General features: G+C 74.0%; 12 protein-coding genes. 10 read left to right on the plus strand and 2 right to left on the minus strand.

Translation table 11 applies throughout. The features are described 5' to 3' along the window. The 8 genes from AB0I91_RS39650 to AB0I91_RS39685 form a co-directional block, all read left to right on the plus strand. The coding region (locus AB0I91_RS39650; RefSeq protein WP_499641482.1) for a lantibiotic dehydratase at window positions 1-2,681 on the plus strand (2,681 nt) is incomplete at its 5' end. 5 nt (window positions 2,682-2,686) lie between these two features. After that, window positions 2,687-5,833, plus strand: coding sequence for an amino acid adenylation domain-containing protein (locus AB0I91_RS39655; RefSeq protein ID WP_499641484.1), 3,147 nt, complete (start codon window positions 2,687-2,689; stop codon window positions 5,831-5,833). Continuing rightward, window positions 5,830-7,167 carry an FAD-dependent oxidoreductase gene (locus AB0I91_RS39660; protein WP_498779053.1) on the plus strand — a complete coding sequence of 446 codons (1,338 nt, stop codon included), beginning with the start codon at window positions 5,830-5,832 and terminating at the stop codon, window positions 7,165-7,167. The genes AB0I91_RS39655 and AB0I91_RS39660 overlap by 4 nt, the downstream gene beginning before the upstream one ends. Beyond that, on the plus strand, window positions 7,167-7,844 hold the full coding sequence (locus AB0I91_RS39665; RefSeq protein WP_499641486.1) for a DUF6875 domain-containing protein: 678 nt from the start codon (window positions 7,167-7,169) through the stop codon (window positions 7,842-7,844). The genes AB0I91_RS39660 and AB0I91_RS39665 overlap by 1 nt, the downstream gene beginning before the upstream one ends. Next, window positions 7,841-11,068: an amino acid adenylation domain-containing protein gene (locus tag AB0I91_RS39670; RefSeq protein WP_499641488.1), complete on the plus strand. Its 3,228-nt coding sequence runs from the start codon at window positions 7,841-7,843 to the stop codon at window positions 11,066-11,068. The genes AB0I91_RS39665 and AB0I91_RS39670 overlap by 4 nt, the downstream gene beginning before the upstream one ends. Next, on the plus strand, window positions 11,065-12,387 hold the full coding sequence (locus AB0I91_RS39675; protein WP_499641490.1) for an MFS transporter: 1,323 nt from the start codon (window positions 11,065-11,067) through the stop codon (window positions 12,385-12,387). The genes AB0I91_RS39670 and AB0I91_RS39675 overlap by 4 nt, the downstream gene beginning before the upstream one ends. Then, the gene (locus tag AB0I91_RS39680; protein WP_499641492.1) at window positions 12,384-16,796 is read left to right on the plus strand and encodes a non-ribosomal peptide synthetase family protein; all 4,413 of its coding nucleotides are present in this window, start codon (window positions 12,384-12,386) and stop codon (window positions 16,794-16,796) included. Before AB0I91_RS39675 ends, AB0I91_RS39680 begins: the two co-directional genes overlap by 4 nt. Window positions 16,797-16,798: 2 nt before the next feature. After that, entirely contained in the window at window positions 16,799-17,797 is a 999-nt protein-coding gene (locus AB0I91_RS39685) for a class I SAM-dependent methyltransferase (protein WP_499641494.1), read from the plus strand. On the opposite strand, the gene AB0I91_RS39690 is transcribed toward AB0I91_RS39685, so the two are convergent. Both AB0I91_RS39690 and AB0I91_RS39695 read right to left on the minus strand, forming a co-directional pair. After that, on the minus strand, window positions 17,759-18,994 hold the full coding sequence (locus AB0I91_RS39690; RefSeq protein WP_499641496.1) for an MFS transporter: 1,236 nt from the start codon (window positions 18,992-18,994) through the stop codon (window positions 17,759-17,761). The genes AB0I91_RS39685 and AB0I91_RS39690 overlap by 39 nt on opposite strands. Further along, window positions 18,976-19,317 carry a ClpX C4-type zinc finger protein gene (locus AB0I91_RS39695; RefSeq protein ID WP_499641498.1) on the minus strand — a complete coding sequence of 114 codons (342 nt, stop codon included), beginning with the start codon at window positions 19,315-19,317 and terminating at the stop codon, window positions 18,976-18,978. Before AB0I91_RS39695 ends, AB0I91_RS39690 begins: the two co-directional genes overlap by 19 nt. 152 nt (window positions 19,318-19,469) lie before the next feature. Between AB0I91_RS39695 and AB0I91_RS39700 the strand changes: the two genes are divergently transcribed. Both AB0I91_RS39700 and AB0I91_RS39705 read left to right on the plus strand, forming a co-directional pair. Next, the gene (locus AB0I91_RS39700) at window positions 19,470-20,348 is read left to right on the plus strand and encodes a bile acid:sodium symporter family protein (protein WP_499641500.1); all 879 of its coding nucleotides are present in this window, start codon (window positions 19,470-19,472) and stop codon (window positions 20,346-20,348) included. 172 nt (window positions 20,349-20,520) lie between these two features. Next, window positions 20,521-22,806 carry a PQQ-dependent sugar dehydrogenase gene (locus AB0I91_RS39705; RefSeq protein WP_499641502.1) on the plus strand — a complete coding sequence of 762 codons (2,286 nt, stop codon included), beginning with the start codon at window positions 20,521-20,523 and terminating at the stop codon, window positions 22,804-22,806. The last annotated feature ends 26 nt before the right edge of the window (window positions 22,807-22,832 follow it).

Genomic DNA, 22,832 nt, shown 5'->3' on the forward strand with positions numbered 1-22,832 from the left:
GCGGTTGGCTGCGGCTGGCCGCCGTGCCGCCGCACGTGGGGCGGGTGTTCGAGCGGACGGACCAGGATCGGCTGTTTCCCCGCTACCCGGACGCGGCGCGCGCGGCGGAGGCGGTGCTGGCGGCAGAGGACGCGGTGGGCCAGGCGCGGTGGACGGCGTTCCGGGTGCTGCGGGAGGTCGAGGACCGGGCGCGCGGCGAGCGGCGGTCCGCATTGCGGCGGATCGGCCGGTTGGTGCGCAAGGGGCGGTTCGCCGAGGCCCGCACGGCGCTGGCTGCAGCGCCGAACCCCGTGGTGGTCGCGCTGCCGATCGAGGAAGCGCCCGTAGCGCTGGTGGCGGGATCCGCGAGGACCGAGGCCGACGGCGGACCGGCCGCGGTGCTGGTCGTCGGCCCGGAGGCCGGCGAGGACGCGGGCCCGTCGACGGCATCGGACAACGCGGAGGTCGATGCGGCGTTGGCGGCCGCCGAGGACGCCGCGACCCGGCACGACGCGCTGCTCGTCGAGTACGCGGCCCGGTTCGAGGCGGGCCGGGAGGCCGCCGCCGAGGTGCTGCGGGCCGTCAGCGGGGACGCCAGGTTCCGCGAAGCCGTGGCCTGGCAGAACCCCCGTGCCCTCCAGACCGCCGTCGACGCGTTGCACCGGGCGTTGTCCGGCGAACGCTCCGCGTCCCGCAACGTCGACTACCGGCGCTGGGAGCACACCGTCGTCAGCTACCTGCAGCGCTACTGCGCCAAGAACGACACCATCGGGTTCTTCGGGCCGGTCGGGTGGGCGAGGATCGAGGACGGCGCGCCCGCCGCGATCACCGCGAGACCCGGGCCCGACCTGATCGCCTCGCGCACCACCTACCTGGAGAACTGGGCCGTCCAGCAGCTGGCCGAGGCGTTGACCACGGACGCCGTGCGGCCGTGGGCGGTGCCGAGGCGGATGCCCTTCGTGGACGTCGTGGGCGACACCATGCACGTCCCGATGACCGATCCGGTGCGGCTGCCCGCGGCGGACGCGGCCGTGCTCGCCGCCTGCGACGGCCTGCGCCGCGCACCCGAGATCGCGCTCGACCTCGACCTGCCGCTCGACGGGGTGCTCGCCACCCTCGAACGGCTGCGGCAGGCCAAGCGGATCGCGTGGACCCTGGAGGTGCCGCCGGAGGCGTTGGTGCCGGAAACCGCTCTGCGCGAGCAGATCGCGGCCATCGGCGACCCGGAGGTCCGCGCCGGGGCCGAGCGGGCGCTCGACCGGATCGAACGGGGACGCGACGCGGTCGCCGCCGCCGTCGGCGACCCGGACCGGCTGGTGCGCGCCATCGACGGGTTGCACGAGACGTTCACCGCCATCACCGGCACGGCGGCCGTGCGTCGACCGGGCCTCTTCTACGCCGGTCGCACGGTGGTGCACGAGGAGTGCCGGCGCGACCTCGACGTCACCCTCTCCCCCGCGCTGGTGGAAACGCTCTGGACGCCGCTGTCGCTGGTGTTGGAAGCGGCGCGGTGGTTCACCTCCGCGGGCTCCGCGCTGTACGGGCGGGCGTTGCGCGAGGTGTACCGGGAACGGGTCGCGGCCACCGGTTCGGACCGCGTGCGGCTGGCCGACTTCTGGCTGTGGGCCAACGACACGATCTTCCGCCTCGACGAACGGCTGATCGGCAGGCTCGTCCGGGCCCTGCAGGACCGCTGGGCCAAGGCCCTCGGGCAGGCGCCGGCCGGGCGCGAGGCCCACTACCGGGTGAGCGACGTGCGGGACGCCGTGCTCAAGGCGTTCGCCGCGCCCCGGCCGGGGTGGCGCGGCGCGGTCCAGCACAGCCCCGACGTGCTGATCGCCGCACGGGACGAGGACGCGATCCGGGCGGGCGACTACCGGTGGGTGCTCGGCGAGGTGCACCCCGGCGTGAACACCATGCGGTCGGCGTTGTTCGTGTCCCAGCACCCCGACCCGGCCCAGCTGCGCGCGGCGATGCGGCACGACATGGCCGGGCCGCGGATCGTGCTGGCCACGACGCGCGAGGAAGGCGGCACGCCGCAGCGGCTCGCCGACGCCCTCGTCTCGCCCGACGACCTGAAGATCGTGTTCGGGCACGACGCGTGCGGGCCGGGGCTGCGCGACGCGGTGCCGGTCGGCGCGTGCGAGGTGACCGAGAGCGGCGGGCGGCTGGTGGCGCGCAGCCGGGACGGTCGGGTGGACGTCGACCTGGTCGAGCTGCTCAACGAGCAGGTCATGGCGCAGTTGGTGCAGCACTTCCGGCTGCTGCCCGCGGGCGCGCACACGCCCCGGGTCAGCCTGGACCGGTTGGTCGTCGCCCGGGAGGGCTGGCGGCTGCCCGCCGCGAGGTCGGCGTTCGCGTTCGCCCCGGACGAGGCGACCCGCTTCCTGCGGGCGCAGGCCTGGCGACGGGAGCACGGCATGCCGAGGTTCGTGTTCGTGAAGAGCCCGGTGGAGCACAAGCCGTTCTACGTGGATCTGGAGAGCCAGCCGTCGGTCGAGCTGTTCGCGCACGCGGTGCGCGCGCTGGACCGCGAGAAGCCCGACGTCCCGATGGGCGTGGGCGAGATGCTGCCCGGTCCGGACCAGCTGTGGTTGACCGACGCCGCGGGCGCTCGGCACACGGCGGAGTTCCGGGTGGTGGCGGTCGACCGGAGGGGTTGGCCGGAAGGTGTCGGTCTGAGGGGGGAGGGACCGCGGTGAGCGCGGTGACGAGAGAGGACGAGGTGTTCCGGTTCCCGGCCTCGTCGGGGCAGCGCAGGTTGTGGTTGGTCGACCAACTGCTGCCCGCGAGCCCGGTCTACAACATCGGCTGGCGGGTCGGCATCGACGGTCCGCTGGACGCCGAGGCGTTGCGGGTGGCGTTGAACGCGCTGGTCGCCAGGCACGAGGCGTTGCGGACGCGGTTCGCGGCCGAGGACGGCGTGCCGGTGCAGGTGGTTTCGGCGGCGTTGACGGTGCCGCTGGCGCGGCTGTCGGGTGACGTGGACGCGGTGGTGCGCGAGGAGGTCGCCCGACCGTTCGCGCTGCACGGCGGGCCGCTGCTGCGCGCCGGTCTGGTGGAGGTCTCGCCCGACGAGCACGTGCTGGTCCTCGTGCTGCACCACGCGATCGCCGACGGCTGGTCGTGCGCGGTGCTGTTCGACGAGCTGGCCGGGCTGTACGCGGCCGAGGTCGCCGGCGTGCCGCACGACCTGCCGGAGCTGCCCGTGCAGTACCCGGACTACGCGGTGTGGCAACGGGAGCAGGCAGACGGCGGCGCGTTCGCCGCCGACGAGGAGTTCTGGCGCGAGGCGCTGCACGGCGTGCCGACCGTGCTCTCGTTGCCGACCGACAAGGCGCGGCCGGCGACGCCCACCGGGCGCGGCGCGGAGCTGCGGGCGGAGCTGACCGTGCCGGACGGGTCGTTCGCCCGGCTGCTCGCGGTGTTCCAGTGCGTGCTGCACCGGGTGACCGGGCAGGCGGACTTCCTGGTGGCCACGCCGGTCGCGGCGCGCACCAGGCCGGAGACCGAGGGCTTGGTCGGCTTCGTGGCCAACACCCTGCCGCTGCGGGCGCGGTTCACGCCGGAGACCACGTTCGGCGAGGTGGTCGGCGCGGCCGAGGACGCGACCGTGGCCGCGCTCGCCCACCAGGACCTGCCGTTCGAACGGCTCGTGGACATCGCCGCGCCGCAGCGGACGCTCGCGCACGCGCCGCTGGTGCAGGTGATGTTCGCGGTCGAGCCCGTGCCGCCCGCGCGTGACGCCGGCCCGATCACGATCAGGCCCGAGGCGGTCGCGAACGGCGGCGCGAAGTTCGACCTGTCGTTGACCGTCGAACGGGCCGGTGACCGGTGGTTCGCGCGCTGGCAGTACGACTCCGCGCTGTTCACGCCCGAGACGGTCGCCGCGCTGCACTCGGTGTTCGCCGCCGCCGTGCACGCCTCCCCCGCCGACCGGGTCGCCGAGCTGTGGCTCGGTGACGACGCGCCGCAGGAACCCGCCGTCGAGGTGCCCGCGGAGACCGCCGCCGACCTGGTGTTCGCCGCGCTGGCCGAGCACCCGGACGCGGTCGCGATCGAGGGCGCGTTCACGTGCGGCGAGCTGGACCGGGCGGCGAACCGCCTGGCGCACGTGCTGGTGGCCGCCGGTGTGCGGCCGGACCAGCCGGTGGCGCTGTGCCTCGACCGGGGCGCGCCGATGGTGGTCGGCCTCCTCGCCGCGTGGCGGGCGGGCGCGGGCTACCTGCCGCTGGACCCGTCGTGGCCGCCGGCCCGGCTGACCGCGATGGCCGCCGGGTCCGACGTGCCGGTGCTCGTCACGGACGGCGCGTCGCGCGCGGTCACCGGACCCCTGACCGGGCCGTGGACCGAGGTCGACCTGGACACCGCCGAGCTCGACGCACGACCGGACACGCCGCCACCCGCGGCGCGGCAGCACCCCGGCACGCTGGCCTACGTCATCCACACCTCCGGGTCCACCGGCAAGCCGAAGGGCGTGCGGTGCACCCAGGGCGGGCTGGCCGCGTTGCTGCGCGCCATGGGCGAGTTGATGCGGCTGACACCGGCCGACCGGCTCGCCTCGATCACCACGCCCGCGTTCGACGTGTCCACGGTGGAGATGCTCGCCCCGCTCATCAGCGGCGCGACGCTCGTGGTGGTCCCGGCCGACGACGTGGCCGACGGAGGGCTGCTGCGCGCGCGCATCGAGGAGACGAGGGCGACGGTCGTGCAGGGTGGTCCGGCGAGTTGGCGGATGATCGTCGCGGCCGGCGGTGTGCCCGCGCGCGTGCGGCTGCGGATCAGCGGCGGCGAGGCGATGACCCGCGACCTGGCCGACGACCTGCAGACCGACGGCGCGACCCTGATCGACGGTTACGGGCCCACCGAGACCACGGTGTACTCGGCCGCCGGTGTGGTCTCGCACGCGCCCGACCCCGTGCGGCTCGGGCCGGCGGTGAAGGGCACGTCGCTGCACGTGCTGGACCCGTTGCTGCGCCCGGTGCCGCCGGGCGTGATCGGCGAGCTGCACATCGGCGGCGCGGGCGTGGCCCGCGGCTACCACGGGCTGCCCGGCCTGACGGCGGAGAAGTTCCTACCCGACCCGTTCGGACCGCCCGGCGGGCGCCTCTACGCCTCCGGCGACCTGGTCCGCCGCCACGCCGACGGGAAGCTCGAGTTCCTCGGCCGCGCCGACCGGCAGCTCAAGGTGCGCGGCTACCGGATCGAGCCCGGTGAGATCGAGGCCGTGCTCCGCGCGCACCCGGACGTGGCGCAGGCCGTCGTCGTCGCCTGGTCCGCGCACGCCGCCGACGTGCGGCTGGTGGCGTACGCGGTGCCCGCCGACCCGGACGTCGGCGAGGAGGAGCTGCGCCGGCGGGTGCGCCCGCACCTGGCCGTGAGCCTGCCCGACTACATGCTCCCGGCGGCGGTCGTCGTGCTGCCGGAGCTGCCGCGCACCGGCACCGGCAAGATCGACCGCGACGCGCTGCCCGATCCGGTGTGGACGACCGACGACGTCGACCGGGTCGAGCCGCGTGACGAGGACGAACGGCGGCTGGCGCTGATCTGGCGCGAGGTGCTGAGCATGCCCGCGGACGCGCCGCTCGGCGTGCACGACAACTTCTTCGCCCTGGGCGGCCACTCGTTGACCGCGACCCAGATGCTGGCCCGGGTCCGGGTCGCGCTGGACGTGGACCTGCCGCTGGCGACGCTGTTCGCCGCGCCGACCATCGCCGAGCTGTGCGCGAACCTCGGTCGCGGCACGGGTCCGGTGGCCCGGGGGCCGGTGCCGCTGCTGGACCAGCTCGACGAGCTGTCCGACGAGGAGATCGACCGCCTGCTCGGCACGCTGGTCGACGAGGACGACGCATGAGCCGCGACGCGGTGGTGGTCGGCGCCGGGCTGGCCGGCTCGTTGACGGCCGTCTACCTGGCCCGACGGGGGTTCGGCGTGCGGGTGCTCGAACGGCGGGGCGACCCGCGGGCGCCGGGCGTGCGGGAGGAAGGCCGGTCGATCAACCTCGGCCTGTCCCAGCGCGGCATCGTGGCGCTGCGGGAAGTCGGCCTGCTGGAGCGGTTGGCGCCGCTGACCGTGCCCATGCGCGGCCGGGCGGTGCACCTGCCCGACGGCACGCTGCGCTTCCAGCCCTACGGCCTGGCCGAGGACCAGATCCTGCACTCCGTGCTGCGGCACGACCTGAACGTGGCGCTGGTGGACGAGGCCGAACGGCTCGGCGTCGGGTTCTCCTGGGGCTGCCGGGTGAGCGCCGTCGACCGCGCCAAGCCCGCCGTCACCACCGACGACGGGACCGTGCACACGGCGGACCTGATCATCGGCGCGGACGGGGCGTTCTCCGCCGTGCGCACCCACCTCGGCCGCGGCCTGCGGGTGGACCTGCACCAGGAGTTCCTGGAGTGGGGCTACAAGGAGCTGCTGATCCCGGTCGGGGACGACGGCGAGCCGCGCACCGAACTGCGGGCGTTGCACGTGTGGCCGGGTGACGACGGTCTGATCGTGGCGCACCCGAACGCGGACGGCTCGCTCACCGCGACGGTGTTCCTGCCGTTCGACGGCGAGCAGGGGTTCGCCGGGCTGACCGAACCCGAACGGGTGCGGTCGTTCTTCGCCCGCCGGTTCCCCGACACGCTCGTGCTCATCCCGGACGTGGTCGAGCAGTTCCTGGCGCACCCGCCCGCGAGCCTGGTCACCGTGCGCACCTCGCCCTGGCACGTCACCACCGACGAGGGACGCGGGGTGGTGTTGATCGGCGACGCCGCGCACGCCGTGTACCCGTTCTTCGGCCAGGGCATGAACGCGGCGTTCGAGGACTGCTCGGTGCTCGACCGGTGCCTGGCCGCGCACCCGCACGACCTGCCGCGGGCGTTGGCGGAGTTCGAGCGCTCACGTCGACCGCACACCGACGTGCTGGCGGAGCTGTCCAAGCGCAACTTCGTGGAGCTGCGGGACAAGCTGCGCTCACCGCTGTTCACCGCGCGCAAGAAGGTGGACCTCGCGTTGCACCGGATGTTCCCGAACGCGTGGGTGCCGCTCTACACCCTGATCTCGCACACCACGGTCCCCTACGGCGAGGCGTTGGCGCGGGCGCGGCGGCAGGACCGCGTGCTCGGCGGCGTCACGGCCGCGGTGACCGGTGCGGCGCTGGCGGCCCTGACCCGCCGGTCCCGGAACAAAGGCAGGTGGAGTTGATGCTGATCCATCCGACCCACCAGGCCCACCCCCTGGTCGAGCCGGCGGACTTCGCCGCGCCTCGGCTGCCCGACGCGGTCGCGGCGCACGAACCGGCGCTGCGGACGGTGTTCGAGTGGGCCGGTGAATACCTGTGCGGACCGCACCCGGACCTGGGGCGGAGGGGCGCGGTGTGCCCGTTCACCGACACGTCCCTGCAACGCGGGCTGTTCTACCTGTCCGTGCACACCGGCGTGCCGGAGCAGCCGGACGAGCTGGCCGCGTTGCTGCTGCACTACCGCGACTGGTTCGCCGAGCTGGAGCCGACGAAGGGTCCGGGCGCGCAGTTCAAGACCATCGTGGTGCTGTTCCCGGATCTGACCGAGTTCGGCGTGGTCGACCGGGCCCAGGAACTGCTGAAACCGGAGTACACCCGCGGCGGGCTGATGCTGGGCGAGTTCCACCCCGGCCCGCCGCAGAAGGCAGGTCTGTGGAACCCGGTCTTCCGGCCGCTGCACAGCCCCGTGCCGCTGCTGGCGATCCGGCACATGGTGCCCACCGACTTCCCGTTCCTGCGGGACGACGACACGACCGTGGCCGCCTACCTGGAGCGCTTCGGCGACCGCGTGCCCACGCACCTGCGTGACCACGTCCGCGCGGCGGCGGACCGGCTGACCAGGTCGGGGAGCACGTCATGACCGATCTGCGGGACACCGGCGCGGCGGCTGCGGCGTCGGCGCGCAAGCGGGAGCTGTTGGCACAACGGCTGCGGGCACGGGCCGCCGCGCCCACCGCCTACCCGTTGTCGTTCGGGCAGCAACGCCTGTGGTTCCTGGACAAGTTCTCCCCCGGCAGCGCCGTGTACAACGTGCCCCTCGCGCTGCGGCTGCGCGGCACGCTCGACCAGGTCGCGTTGCAGCGCGCGTTGGACACCCTGGTCACCCGGCACGTGTCGCTGCGCACCACGTTCCCCGACTCGGGCGGCGAGCCGGTGCAGCTGGTCGCGCCCACCGGCACGGCCACCCTCACCACCCACGACCTCCCCGACGGGGACCGTGACGCGGAGGCACAGCGGTTCGCCGACGAACGCGCCGGCATCGGGTTCGACCTGCACCGGGGCCCGCTGTTCGCGACGAGCCTGGGCCGGTTCGCCGACGACGACCACGTGCTGGTGCTCAACCTGCACCACATCATCGCCGACGCGTGGTCGCTGTCGGTGCTGCTCGGCGAGCTGGGTCAGGCCTACGACGCGGCGCTCGGCGGCCGCGACCCCGACCTGCCCGCGCTGACGCTGCACTACCCGGACTTCGCGGTCTGGCAGCGGGACCGGGTGACCGAGCTCGCCGCCGGGCACCTCGACTTCTGGACGCGCCACCTCGCGGGCGCGCCGGAGCTGCTGACCCTGCCGACCGACCGGCCACGGCCGCCGGTGGTCACCCACCGGGGCGCGCTGCGGTACGGCCACGTCCCGATCCGACCGCTGGAGGAGCTGGCCCGCGCGCACGGCGTCACCGTGTTCATGGTGCTGCTGGCCGCGTTCGCGGCCCGGCTCGGCCGGTTGGCCGGTCAGGACGACGTGGTGGTCGGCACCCCGGTCGCCGGGCGTTCCCACCCGGACCTGGAGGGCCTGATCGGGTTCTTCGTCAACACGCTCGCGCTGCGCACGCGGGTGGGCGGCGATCCGACGTTCACCGAGCTGCTGGCCCGGACCCGGCAGGTCGCCGCGGACGGTCTCGCGCACGCCGACCTGCCGTTCGAACGGCTGGTGGAGCACCTGAGCCCGCGGCGGAGCACCGGGCACGCGCCGGTCTACCAGGCCCAGCTGATCTTCACCAACACCCCGCCGCTGGACGTCGAGCTGACCGGGCTGGACGTCACGCCACTGGTGCCCGACCCGAAGGTGGCGAAGTTCGACCTCACGCTCGCCGCCGACCCGCAGGGCGACACGCTCGCCCTGGGCGTCGAGTACAACACCGACCTGTTCGACGCCTCGACCGTCGCCGAGTTCACCGATCGGCTGATCGCGCTGCTCACCGCCGCCGCCGAGCACCCGGAGAAGCGGATCAGCGAGCTGGACGGGCTGACCGGCGTGCGGCGGTGGGAGGTGCTGGAGGGCCTCAACGCCACCGACCTGCCGCTGCCGCCCGCGCGGACCGCGTTGGACCTTGTCACGGGGCACGGCACGGCGGTGTCCGGAGTGGACTCACGGCTGACGTACGCGGAACTGGACACCCGGGCCGAGCGGATCGCCGCCCTCCTCCGGGCACACGGCGTGGGCCTCGGGTCTGCGGTGGCGCTGTGCCTGCCGCGCACCCCGGACCTCGTAGCCGCCGTCCTGGGCGTGTGGAAGGCGGGCGCCGCGTACGTGCCGCTGGACCCGGGCTGGCCCGTCGACCGGTTGACGGCGATGCTGGCCGACTCGGGCGCGGCCGTGCTGGTCTCAGAGCACGAGCTGCTGTTCGGCGGCACGGTCTTGGGCCTCGCCGACGCGGACCGCTTCGAGCCGGCGCCCCAGCCGTGCCCCGCCTCCGGCGAGGACCTGGCGTACATCATCTACACGTCCGGTTCGACGGGCACGCCCAAGGGCGTCGAGGTGCCGCACCGGGCGGTGGTGAACCTGCTGGTGTCGTTCCAGCACCTCTTCACCCTCACCCACACGGACCGGCTGGCCGCCGTGACCACGCTGTCGTTCGACATCTCGGTGCTGGAACTGCTGCTGCCGCTGACCGCGGGCGCGGAGGTGCTGGTCGTGCCCGCCGACGTGAGCGCGGACGGTGCGGCGTTGCGGGACCTGCTGGTCGACCGCGAGGTCACCGCGCTGCAGGCGACCCCGGCGACGTGGCGGCTGCTGCACGCGGCCGGTGGCGTGCCCGCCGGGGTGGCGACCCGGATCTGCGGCGGCGAGGCGCTGCCGCGCGACCTGGCCGACGACCTGCTGACCGACGACGCGGTGCTGTGGAACGCGTACGGGCCGACCGAGACCACGGTCTGGTCGTCCGCGGGACTGGTCGAACCCTCGCCCGCGCCGGTGGTGCTGGGTCCGCCGATCGGCAACACCCGGCTGTACGTGCTGGGTCCGGGGTTGGAACCGGTGCCGCCGGGCGTGGTCGGCGAGCTGCACATCGGCGGCGCGGGGGTGGCGCGCGGCTACCACGACCGGCCGGAGCTGACCGCGAGCCGGTTCGTGCCGGACCCGTTCGCCGAGGAGCCCGGACGGCGGCTGTACGCGACGGGCGACCTGGTGCGGCAGCGGTCGGACGGCACGCTGGAGTTCCTGGGTCGGTCCGACCACCAGGTGAAGGTGCGCGGGTTCCGGATCGAGCTCGGCGAGGTCGAGGCCGCGTTGCTGGCGTCCGTCGAGGTGCGCGAGGCGGTCGTGCTGGCCGCCGACGAACGGCTCGTCGCCTACGTGGTGCCCGCGGACGTGCCCCGGGAGGGGTTGTGGTCGCGGCTGCGGGCCGGGTTGGCGCAACGGCTGCCGGACTACATGCTGCCCGCCACCGCGGTGGTGCTGGACGCGTTCCCGTTGACGCCCAACGGCAAGACCGACCGCAAGGCGCTGCCCGCGCCGGTGTGGGACGTCGACGGCGAACGGGTGCCGCCGCGCGACGCGGTGGAGGAAGTGCTGGCGGGCATCTGGGCCGAGGTGCTGGGCGTGCCGGGAGTGGGCGTGCACGACGACTTCTTCGCCTTGGGCGGCCACTCGCTGCTGGCGGCGAAGGCGCTGGCCAGGGTGCAGGCCGCGTTCGCCGTGACGGTGCCGATCGGCCGGATGTTCGCCGCGCCGACCGTCGCCGGTGTCGCCGTCGCGCTCGCCGCCCTGGACGACCCGGCCCGGGTCGCCGCGGTCGCCGAGCTGCGCCTGCAACTGGCCGGGATGTCGGCCGAGGAGGTCGAGTCGATGCTCGGTGAGGCTCGATGAGCGCGCGGGCCGGTGTGCGCCGGTTCGCCGTGGTGTGGGCCGGGCAGCTGGTGTCGGTGATCGGCTCCGCGCTGACCGCGTTCGTGCTCGGCGTGTGGGTCTACCTGGGCACGGGGTCGGTGACGACGTTCGTGCTGATCCAGTTCTGCGCGGTGGTGCCGGGCATCCTGCTCGCGCCGTACGCGGGCGCGCTGGCCGACCGCCACGACCGCAGGAAGATCATGCTGGTCGCGGACTCCGGCGCGGGCGTGGTGACGGCGCTGCTGCTGGTGGCCGTGGCGACGGACTCGCTGGCGGTGTGGCAGGTCTACGTGGCCACGGCGCTGACCGCGACGTTGAACTCGTTCCACATCATCGCCTACACGGCCCTGGTGCCCGCGTTGGTGCCCAAGGAGCACCTGGGGCGGATCAACGGGCTGATGCAGATCACGCAGGGCGTGCAGATCGCCGCGCCGCTGGTCGCCGGTGCGCTGCTCGGCGTGGTGGGGCTGCGGGGTGTGCTGCTGATCGACCTGGTGTCGATGGTGTTCGCGGTCGGCGCGTTGCTGCTGGTCCGGCTGCCCGACGAGGCCGTGCGGCCGGCCGGCGCCGGGGAGCCGGGGCGCGAGGGCATCGGCGCGGGCTTGAGGTGGCTGCGCGGCGCGCCCGGGTTGTTCGCCTTGTTCGCGGTGTTCGGGGTGTGGAACTTCCTGTTCGCCATCGCGGGCGGGTTGGTGCAACCGCTGATCCTGTCGTTCTCCGGTCCCGCGACGCTCGGCGTGCTGATGGCCGCGGGCGGCAGCGGGTTGTTCGTCGGCGGCCTGGTGATGGGCGTGTGGGGCGGCCCGGCCCGCCGGGTGCACGGCATCTGCCTCGGGATCGCGCTGGGCGGGGTGTTCCTGGTGCTGCACTCGCTGGCGCCGTCGCCGTGGCTGATCGGGATCGCCGCGCCCGCGTTCCTGTTCACCCTCCCGTTGATCAACACGTGTTGCGTGACGTTGTTGCAGACCAAGGTCGACCCGGCGGTGCTGGGCCGGGTGCTGGCCGTGGTGCGGGTGGTCGGCACCGCCGCGATGCCCGTCGCGTTCCTCCTGATCGGCCCGCTGACCGACGGCGTGGCCGAGCCCTTGATGGCGGCCGACGGCCCGCTCGCCGGTGGTGTCGGCGCGCTCATCGGCACCGGCGAGGGCCGCGGCATCGCCCTGATCTTCCTGGTCGTCGGCGTGCTGATGCTCGCCTTGGCGACCTTCGCCTGGACGCGGCCGCGCCTGCGGACCGTGGACGACCTGCCCGACGCGGTGGCCGACGAGACGCCGTCACCTGAAAGGACACTGGGATGACCGAGCTCTCCGACCACCGCGAACGCCTGCTGGCCAAGCTGCTCGCCGAACGCGGCCTGGCCGCCGCGCCCCGCCAGGCGGTGCCACGCCGCCCCGACGGCGCGGTCGTGCCGCTGTCGGGCAACCAGCGCGGCCTCTGGCTGACCGGGCGGCTGGGCCTGGACGCGGGCGCGTACGTCATGTTCGCCGCGCTCCGGGTCGCCGGCGAGGTGGACGAGGACCGGCTGCGCGCGGCCGTGCGGACCGTCATGGGACGGCACGAGGCGTTGCGCACCCGGATCGTGGACGTCGACGGCGTGCCCGAGCAGCAGGTGGTGGACGACGTGCCCGCCGACGTCGCGTTCTCGTCGGTCGACGGCGAGGACGAGCTGGACGCCTTCCTCGTGTCCGAAGTGGACACGCCGTTCGACCTGGCCGTCGCGCCGTTGCTGCGGGTGCGGGTGGTGCGGGTCGGTCCGGGCGACACGGCGGTCGTGTTCAGCGCGCACCACATCGTGTGCGACGACCTCTCCCTCGGCGTGGTCGCGGGCGAGGTCGGCGACGTCTACGCGGGCGTGACGCCCGAGCCCGTCGGGGCGCAGTTCCCCGACTACGTGCACTGGCAGGCCGACCGGCTCGCCGACGGCGAGCGGCAGCGGCAGCTGGACCACTGGCACGACCGCCTGTCCGGCGCGCCGGCCGTGCTCGACCTGGCGCTGGACCGGCCGCGGACGCCGAACCGCACCACCGCCGGCGGCAGCCACCGGTTCACCGTGCCCGCCGCGCTGGCGGGGAAGCTGGCCGAGGTGACCCGCGCGCACGGCTGCACCACGTTCGCCGGCCTGCTGGCCGCGTTCGGCGTGCTGCTGGCCCGCCGGTCGGGCGCGGACGACCTGGTGATCGGCTCGCCGACCACGCACCGGCCGTTCCCCGAGTTGGAGCGCTCGGTCGGCATGTTCGTCACCACCACCGCGCTGCGGCTGGACCTGTCCGGCGACCCGACCGTGGCCGACCTGCTCGGCCGGGCCCGCGCCACCGCGATCGACGCGCTCGACCACGCCGAGGTGAGCTTCGACGAGGTCGCCGCCCAGGTCGCGCCGCGCCGCGACCTCGCGCACCACCCGTTGTTCCAGGTGATGCTGGTGCTCAACCGGGGCGACGCCACCGGCTCGTGGGCCGGGATGGACGCCGCGGAGCTGCCGGTCGACCGCGAGACCAGCCGGTTCGACCTCACGCTGCACGTGCGGGAGACCGACGGCGACTGGGCCGCGAACCTCGACTACAGCACGGACGTGTTCGACGCGGACACCGTGGCCCGGCTGGCCGACCACCTGCTCGCGGTGCTCGCCGCGCTGGTGGCCGACCCGTCCGCCCGGCTGTCCGCGGTGGACACGACCACGGAGGCCGACCGCCTCGCCGCGGGCCGGCTCAACGGCGAGCCGCAGGACGCCCTGGACCCGGCGCTGTCGCTGCGCCACGCCACCGTGCTCACCCGGATCGCGGAGCAGGTCGCCGCGCACCCCGACCTCACCGCGGTGCTCGACCTGGCCGACGGCACGGAGGTGACGTTCGCGCAGCTCGACCGGCGGGCCAACCGGGTCGCCCACGTGCTGACCGGGTGGGGCGTCGGTCCCGAGACGCCGGTCGGCCTGGCGTTGAAGGCCGGGCCGGACGCGCTGGTGGCGCTGCTGGCCGTGCTCAAGGCCGGTGGCGCGTACGTGCCGCTCGACCCAGCGCACCCGCCCGCGCGGCTCGCCGGGCTGCTGGCCGACTGCGGCGCGCCCGTGGTGATCACCGCGCCGGGCTCCCGGGACCGGTTCGGCGAGTTCCACGGCGCGTTGCTGGACACCACCGACGACGCGTTCACCGGCGAGGCCGACGCGCCGCCGGCCGCGGACGTGCCCGACGACGGGTTGGCGTACATCGTCTACACGTCCGGGTCGACCGGTGTGCCCAAGGGCGTGCAGGTGCAGCACGACACGCTCGCGAACCTGACCGGCGCGTTCGTCGACCTGCACGGGTTCGCGCCCGGTCAGCGGATCCTGATGATCCCGCCGTTGAGCTTCGACGCGTCGGTGGGCGACGTGTTCCCGGCGTGGTGCGCGGGCGCGGCGGTCGTCGTGCACCCCGAACCGGCCGCGATCGGCGGCGCGGACCTGCTCAAGCTGTGCGCCGAGCACGCCATCACCGCCGTCGACTCACCGGCGGCGCTGTTCAAGCGCTGGGTGTCGGACCTGGCGGGCCTCGACGTCGACCCCGGTCCGCTGGCCGTGATGATGATCGGCGGCGAAGCGGTGCCGACGGCGACCGTCGCCGAGTGGGCAGCGCTGACCGGCGGGAAGGTCGCGCTGGTCAACCACTACGGCCCGACCGAGACCACGGTCTGCGCCACGGCCCACCGCACGGTCGACGCGTCGGAGGTCGACCCGCGGGCCGCCACGGTGCCGATCGGGCGACCGCTGCCCGGCGTGCGGGCGTACGTGCTCGACCCGGACCTGCGCACGGCTCCCGTCGGCGTGCCCGGCCAGTTGCACATCGGCGGCCTCGCACCCGCGCGCGGCTACCGCAACGACCCGGAGCGCACGGCGTCGGTGTACCTGCCCGACCCGACCGTCCTGGGCGGTCGGATGTACGCCACCGGCGACCTCGTGCGGCTGCTGCCCGATGGCACGCTGGAGTTCCTCGGCCGGGTGGACGACCAGGTCAAGCTGCGCGGTCACCGCATCGAGCCGGGCGAGGTGCGCTCCGCGCTGCTGGCGCACCCGGCGGTCGCCGAGGCCGCGGTGGCGGTGCGCGGCGACACCCTCGTCGCCTACGTCGTGCCCCGAGCGGAGGCGCCCGCGTTGGACGAGCTGCGGGCGTTCTGCGCCGGACGGCTGCCGGACGCGATGCTGCCCGGCGCGGTCGTGGTGCTGGACGGGCTGCCGCTCACCCGGCACGGCAAGGTCGACGTGGCGGCGCTGCCCGACCCCGACCCGGCGGCCCGGCTGACGCCGTACGAGCCGCCGCGCACCCCGGTCGAGCGGACGTTGGCCGAGGTCTGGTCGGAGGTGCTGGACGTGCCGCTGGTCGGTCGCCGGGACAGCTTCTTCGGCCTGGGCGGGCACTCCCTGATCGCCGCCGCCGTGCTCGCCAAGGTCCGCTCGCTGCTGGGCGTCACGGTGCCGTTGCGCGCCTTGTTCGCCACCGCCGACCTCGCCGAGCTGGCCGAGGTGGTGGAGCAGGCCGCCGCGTCGGACCACACGTTCGCCAAGCGCTACAAGTCCGGCCTGCCCTCCGTGCCGGAGATGCGGGTCGACGCGACCCCACCGGACGACATCGAGGTGCGGCACCCGGTGCGGACGGGGCCCGCGCAACGGGTGCTGCTGACCGGCGCCACCGGGTTCCTCGGCGCGCACCTGCTGGCCGAGCTGCTGGCCCGCACGGACGCCGAGGTGCACTGCCTGGTCCGGGCGGAGACGCCGGCCGTCGCCCTCGCGCGCGTCCGCGCCAACCTGCGTCGCGCGCACCTCGACGTGCCCGAGGAGCGGTTGGCCCGGGTGGTGCCGGTGGTCGGCGACATGTCGCAGCCGCTGCTGGGCCTGGCGGAGAAGGACTTCGACGCGCTGGCCGAGAGCATGGACGCGATCTACCACAACGGCGCGGTGATGAACTTCGTCCTCACCTACCAGTGGATGATGCCGCCGCACGTGGGCAGCACGGTGGACGTGCTGCGGCTGGCGACCCGGTACTCGACCAAGCCGCTGCACCTGATGTCGACGCTCGGCGTGTTCCTCGGCGCGAACTACGACAAGCAGCTGATCACCGAGGCCGACCGGCCGGAGGACCCGACCGGGCTGGACACCGGCTACCACACCACCAAGTGGGTGGCCGACATGATGGGCGTGCTCGCGCGGGACCGGGGCGTGCCGGTGTCGATCCACCGCATCGCCGCGATCGTGGGCGACGTGCGCACCGGCACGGCGAAGACCGAGTCGTACCTGAGCAGGCAGATCGCGACCTGCGCGCACGCGGGCGCGGTGCCGCGGACGCCGGACGTGATCGACATGCTGCCGGTCGACCGGCTCGCGGGCGCGATCGCGGGCATCTCGACCCGGCCGGCGCCGCACGGGCAGGACTTCCACTACTACCGGGCCGACGGGTTCACCTACGCCGACCTGGGCGAGGTGCTCACCGCGAAGGGCTACCCGACCCGCCTGCTGGAGTACGCCGACTGGCGGTCGTTGATGCTGGAGAGCCCGGACAGCGCGTTCGGCCCGCTGGCGTTCGGCCTGACCACCACGCACCGGGCGCACCCGGTGTTCGACTGCTCGACCACGTGGGCCGCCGCGGCGTCGTGCGGGGTCCAGTTCCCGCCCGCCGACGCGGAGATGATCGCCCGGCACGTGGACTTCCTCGCCGCCGCGGGCGTGCTGCCGGAAAGGGGCTGACCATGCCACTGCACCTGGGACCGGACGACGGTCCGCCGTCGTTCCACGACCTGCTCGCCACCGCGGGCTACCGGGCCGTCGCGGCGGGGCTGCGGCTCGGCGTGTTCGACGCGCTGGCCGACGGCCCCCGGCCGGTGGGTGCGCTGGCCTCCGCGCTCGGCGCCGACCCGCGCGGCACCGGGCTGCTGGCCGAGGCGCTGGTGTCGTTCGGGTACCTGACCCGCGGGCCCGACGGGTACGCCAACACCGCCGAGACCACGAAGTGGTTGGCGGGCGGCGGTTACTCCGAAGTGGACAAGTTCTGGTCGGTGGTGCTGTTCGAGTCGTGGGAGGGCTTGGAGGAGTCGGTGCGCACCGGCAAGCCCTCGATCGACTTCTACGCGTGGCTCGCCGAACGGCCGGAGGTGCTGCGCCGGTTCCAGGGCATGCTCTCCGGGCACGCCGACGCGATCGCGCCCGAGGTGGCCTCGATCGTGCCGGTCGGATCGACGGTGCTGGACGTCGGCGGCGGGCACGCCAAGCACGCGATCCGGCTGTGCTCGACGCACCCCTCGCTGCACGCGACGGTCGTCGACCTGCCCGACGCCTTGGCGGTAGGTGCGGCGGCGGTCACCGACGCGGGCCTGTCCCGGCGGATCACCTTGCGCGCCGGCGACTACGACACGCTCGACCTCGGCGAGGGCTACGACACCGCGCTGCTGTTCAACGTCGTCCACGGCCGACCGGCGGCGGCGAACGAGGAGCTGCTGGCGCGGGTCGCGGCGGCTCTCCGGCCCGGCGGCGCGGTCGTGCTGCTGGAGCACGACGAGCACTCCCCCGACCTCGCGTCCGACGCCTTCGCCCGCGTCTTCAGCCTCAACCTGTTCCACGGCCAGGGCGGTCAGGTCTACGGCACGGAGGAGATCACCGCCTGGCTCACCGCAGCAGGCTTCGGCGCCCCCGTCGCCCATCCCCTGACCACCTCACCCGGCCAGTCCCTCCTGGTGGCCCACAAACCCTGACCCGCGTGCCCTGCGGCTCAGGACGCGGGTCGACACCACGCCGAGCACGACGACCCACCCGGCGAGCAGCAGGGACGTCGTGCGCGGCGTGACCAGGTCGAGCAAGAGCCCCGCGGCGGCGGCGCCCACCGGCGTCGCCGCCCAGATCAGCAGGCCGAACGTGGCGCCGACGCGGCCGAGCAGGTGGTCGGGCGTGACCTCCAACTGGTAGCTGAGCGCGGCCACGCCGAAGCACGGCATCGACACCGTGAACAGGGCCAGCACGACACCCACCGCGACCAACCCGTCGGCGAACGCCAACGCCACCCAGAGCACGCCTTGCAGCCACACCACCGCGAGCAGCAGCCGGAACAACCCCATGCGCGCCTTGAGCTTCGGCGCGATCACCGCGCCCACGACCCCGCCGACGCCCAGGGCCGCGAACAACCCGCCGATCGCGGCCGGTGACGCGTCCCGCGCCGCCACGATCGCGACCAGCGCGACACCGGAGATCGCCACCTGCAACCCGGCCGCGGTCGTTGCGATCGAGCGCAGCGCCCGGTGGCCCCACAGCCACCGCACGCCCTCGCCGATCTCGGCGCGCAAGCCGTCGCGCGACCGCGCGGGTTCGCCCCGGAAGTCGGCCCTCACCAGGGAAAGGCACAGCGCCGACACCAGGAACGACACCGCGTCCACCAGGAACGGCAGCCCGCGGAACACCTGCAGCAACGCGCCGCCGACCGGCCCGGCGAGCACGCCCGTGGCCGCCTGCGCGGTCTCCGCAGCGGACACGGCGCCGGTCAGCTGGTCCTTGCCGACCACGTTGGGCAGCACGGCGTTCTCGGCGGCGGAGAAGAACACGTGCAGCACGCCACCGACGAACCCGGTGACGAACAGGTGCGCCGGGGTCAACGCGGACAACGCCAGCGCCACCGGCACGGTCGCCATGTTCACCGCACGGCCGAGGTCGCACAGCACCATCGTGCGCCGCCGGTCCCAGCGGTCCACCAGCGCGCCCGCGGGCAGTCCCAGCACCAGGTACGGCAGCGCGCGCACGGCCGCCAACGCCCCGGCCGCCGCCGCGGAGCCGGTCAGCGCGAGCGCCAGCAACGGGTACGCGAGCTGCGACACGCCGTTGCCGAACGACGACAACGCCTGCCCCGCCCACACCAGCCGGAAGTCGCGGACCCGCCACACGCTCACGAGAACCGCTCCCACGCCGACTGCCTGCTCATCCCGAGCGCGGCGCCGATCCGCGCCCACGTGACGCTCCGGCCGCGCAGTTCGGCGACCCGGTCCCTGAGCCCGGTCTCGACCTGGCTCGCGGTGGCCGCGATGCGCGGCAGGTGGGCCAGCAGCTCGTCGTCGGACATCACCGACCACTCCGGGACCGTCACGTCGGCCATCCCGTCGTCGGCCTCCAGGATCGCCACGCACGCCGACACGCACCCGTCGCAGATGTAGACGCCCGGCCCGCTGATGATCTTGCGCACGTCGGCGGCGGCCTTGCCGCAGAACGAACAGCCCGGCGGGTACGTCATCGGCCCTCCAGAGTTGTCAGGCATTGCCTGACAACTCTAGCCGTGATCACCGAATGCCATCGAACCGGCCTCGAACCTCCCGATTCGTCCCGTTCTGGGGGAGGATGCGCTCCTCCCGATCCGGGCTCGACGCAGAAACGCAGGTGATCACCGTGGATTCCGCCCTGACGAGCGTCGGCCTCCCGATCGCGCTGGCCGTGGTCATGTTCGGGCTCGGGCTGTCGCTGACGGTCGCCGACTTCGCCCGGATCGCGCGCGAGCCCCGCGCGGTGGCGGTCGCGCTGGCCACCCAGCTGGTCCTGCTGCCCCTGGTGTGCTTCGGGCTGGTGGTCGCCCTGGACCTCGACCCCGTGCTCGCGGTCGGCATGATGCTGCTGGCCGCGTCGCCCGGCGGCACCACGGCGAACCTGTTCAGCCACCTGTTCCGCGGCGACGTCGCGCTCAACATCACGCTGACGGCGGTGAACTCGGTGCTCGCCGTGGCCACGCTGCCGGTGGTGGTGAACCTGGCCCTCGACCACTTCGAGCCCGCCGCCGAGGGCGCGGTGGGGCTGGAGTTCGGCAAGGTCGCGCAGGTGTTCGCGATCGTGCTGGTGCCGGTGGTGCTCGGCATGGCGGTGCGCCGCCGGTCGGCCGCGTTCGCCGACCGCGCGGACAAGCCGGTGCGGATCTTCTCGGGCGTGGTGCTGGTGGCCGTGATCGTGGGCACGATCGTCGCCGAGCGGGAGAACGTCGGCGGGTACCTGGCCGACATCGGGCTGGTCACCGCGCTGTTCTGCGCGTGCAGCCTGGCCGCGGGCTACCTGTTCCCCCGGTTGGCGCGGGTCGGCAAGCGGCAGGCGATCGCGTCGGCGTTCGAGGTGGGCGTGCACAACAGCACGCTGGCGATCACGGTCGCGATCACCGTGCTGGGCAGCGAGCGGCTGGCGGTGCCGGCCGCCGTCTACGGCGTGGTGATGTTCCCGCTCGCCGCCGCGGCCGGGTTCCTGCTGTCCCGCACGAGGACCGAGCGCGACGCCGTGCTCGACTGAACGCCGAGCGCCGGTACGCCGGACGGACCAGGCCTGAGCCGATTTATCGGGGTGACCGATAGTCCGCTCGGATGAGACCGCACGCCGGCCCGACAAAGCAGTGCGTAACCGGCAACCCGCATGCCACCCTTCCGTGCTCACCCAAAAGTGTCACGAAGGGGCGAATCGGACCATGCGATTACTACGCCGCGCACAACTTTCACCGCGTTCGAGACGCGTGACCGCCGTGGCCGCCGCGACCATCGTGGTCGCCGCCACCACGGCGGCACTCCCGCCGACGGCCTCCGCCGCCGTGCCGACCGGCTTCACCGACACCCTCGCCATCGGTGGCCTCACCACGCCCACCGCCGTCTCGTTCGCACCGGACGGGCGGGTGTTCATCGCCGAGAAGAGCGGCCTGATCAAGGTCTTCGACTCGCTCGCCGACACCACCGCGACCGTGTTCGCCGACCTCCGACCGCAGACGCAGGACTTCTGGGACCGCGGCCTGCTCGGCCTGGCGGTGGACCCGCAGTTCCCGACCCGCCCGTACGTCTACGTCGCCTACACCTACGACGCCGCGCCCGGCGGCACGCACCCGCGCTGGGGCGACCAGTGCCCCACCCCGCCCGGCGCCACCGACCAGGGCTGCGTCGTGACCGGCCGGGTCTCCAAGCTCACCGCGGGCGCCGGCGGCACGATGACCGCCGAGCAGCCGCTGGTCACCGACTGGTGCCAGCAGTACCCGAGCCACTCCATCGGCACGGTCGCCTTCGGCCCCGACGGCGGCCTGTACGTCGGCGGCGGTGACGGCGCGAGCTTCAACTTCACCGACTACGGCCAGGTCGGCAACCCGTGCGCCGACCCGCCGTCGCCCGCGGGCACGAACCTCACCGCGCCGACCGCGCGCGGCGGCGCCCTGCGCGCCCAGTCGATCCGCCGCCCGGCGGGCGAGCCGGTGAGCCTCGACGGCACGATCGTCCGCATCGACCCCGACACGGGCGCGGGCCTGGCCGGCAACCCGTTCGCGGGCAACGCCGACGCCAACGCCAAGCGCGTCATCGCCCACGGCCTGCGCAACCAGTTCCGCTTCGCGTTCCGGCCCGGCACCGAGGAGCTCTGGGTGGGCGACGTCGGCTGGAACACCTGGGAGGAGGTCAACCGGATCGCCGACGTGAACGACGCGACGGCGGAGAACTTCGGCTGGCCGTGCTACGAGGGTTCCGGGCGCCAAGGCGGGTACGACGGCGCGAACCTGACCCTCTGCGAGTCGTTGTACACGGGCGCGGGCCAGACCACGCCCTACTACGCCTACAACCACTCGGCGAAGGTCGTCGCGACGGACCCGTGCCCCACGGGCGGGTCGTCGATCTCCGGCATCGCGTTCGAGTCCGGCAGCAACTACCCGCCCGCCTACGACGGCGCGCTGTTCTTCGCCGACAGCTCGCGCGGCTGCATCTGGGCAATGCAGACCACCGCGGGCCAGCCGGACCCGGCCAAGCTGGTGCCGTTCGTGACCGGGGTGAACGTGCCGGTGCAGATCACCACCGGCCCCGGCGGCGACCTGTTCTACCTCGCGCTGGGCGCGGGCCAGCTGCGCCGGGTCTCCTACCCGACCGGCAACCGCGCGCCGACCGCCGTCGCCACGGCCACCCCGCAGTCCGGGGCCGCGCCGCTGGCCGTGCAGTTCAGCGGGACCGGCTCGACCGACCCGGACCCCGGTGACACCCTCACCTACGCCTGGGACCTCGACGGCGACGGCCAGCACGACGACTCGACCTCCGCCACCCCGACGCGCACCTACACCACCCAGGGCACGGTCACGGTGGGGCTCAGGGTGACCGACCAGTCCGGCGCGTCGGGCACCACCTCGGTCACCGTCACGGTCGGCACACCGGTCGCGGAGGACCCCGTGCCGGTGATCGACACCCCGACCGCGCCGCTGAACTGGTCGGTGGGTCAGCAGGTGCCGTTCACCGGCCACGCGACCGACCCGCAGGACGGCGCGCTGCCCGCGTCCGCGTTGAGCTGGAAGCTGAGCATCCAGCACTGCGCGACCAGCGGCTCGTGCCACGAGCACGTGGTGCAGAACTGGACGGGCGTGGCGTCGGGCTCGTTCATCGCGCCCGACCACGAGTACCCGTCGTACCTGGACCTCACGCTGACCGCCACGGACTCGTCGGGGCGCACCAAGAGCACCACGACGAAGCTCGACCCGCGGACGGTGGCGCTGACGTTCACGTCGAACCCGAGCGGTTTGCAGCTCAGCGTCGGCGGCACGGCGCAGACCACGCCGTTCACCCGCACGGTGATCGTCGGGTCGAACAACTCGATCAGCGCGCCGAGCCCGCAAGGCGGCGCGCTGGTGTTCCGCTACCGGTACAGCAACTGGTCCGACGGCGGGGCGCAGACGCACAACGTGACCGCGCCCGCGACCGCGACGACGTACCAGGCGAACTACACGCTCTGCCTGTGCTGACATGGCCGACCGGCCGCGGACGGGCG

Source organism: Actinosynnema sp. NPDC049800, assembly GCF_040656635.1.
Lineage (GTDB): Bacteria > Actinomycetota > Actinomycetes > Mycobacteriales > Pseudonocardiaceae > Actinosynnema.

What these genes read in the sequence shown, in the direction of transcription:
- AB0I91_RS39660 (WP_498779053.1), top strand. Translation starts at nt 5,830, where the DNA reads ATGAGCCGCGACGCGGTGGTGGTCGGCGCCGGGCTGGCCGGCTCGTTG.
- AB0I91_RS39665 (WP_499641486.1), top strand. Translation starts at nt 7,167, where the DNA reads ATGCTGATCCATCCGACCCACCAGGCCCACCCCCTGGTCGAGCCGGCG.
- AB0I91_RS39670 (WP_499641488.1), top strand. Translation starts at nt 7,841, where the DNA reads ATGACCGATCTGCGGGACACCGGCGCGGCGGCTGCGGCGTCGGCGCGC.
- AB0I91_RS39675 (WP_499641490.1), top strand. Translation starts at nt 11,065, where the DNA reads ATGAGCGCGCGGGCCGGTGTGCGCCGGTTCGCCGTGGTGTGGGCCGGG.
- AB0I91_RS39680 (WP_499641492.1), top strand. Translation starts at nt 12,384, where the DNA reads ATGACCGAGCTCTCCGACCACCGCGAACGCCTGCTGGCCAAGCTGCTC.
- AB0I91_RS39685 (WP_499641494.1), top strand. Translation starts at nt 16,799, where the DNA reads ATGCCACTGCACCTGGGACCGGACGACGGTCCGCCGTCGTTCCACGAC.
- AB0I91_RS39695 (WP_499641498.1), bottom strand. Translation starts at nt 19,317, where the DNA reads ATGACGTACCCGCCGGGCTGTTCGTTCTGCGGCAAGGCCGCCGCCGAC.
- AB0I91_RS39705 (WP_499641502.1), top strand. Translation starts at nt 20,521, where the DNA reads ATGCGATTACTACGCCGCGCACAACTTTCACCGCGTTCGAGACGCGTG.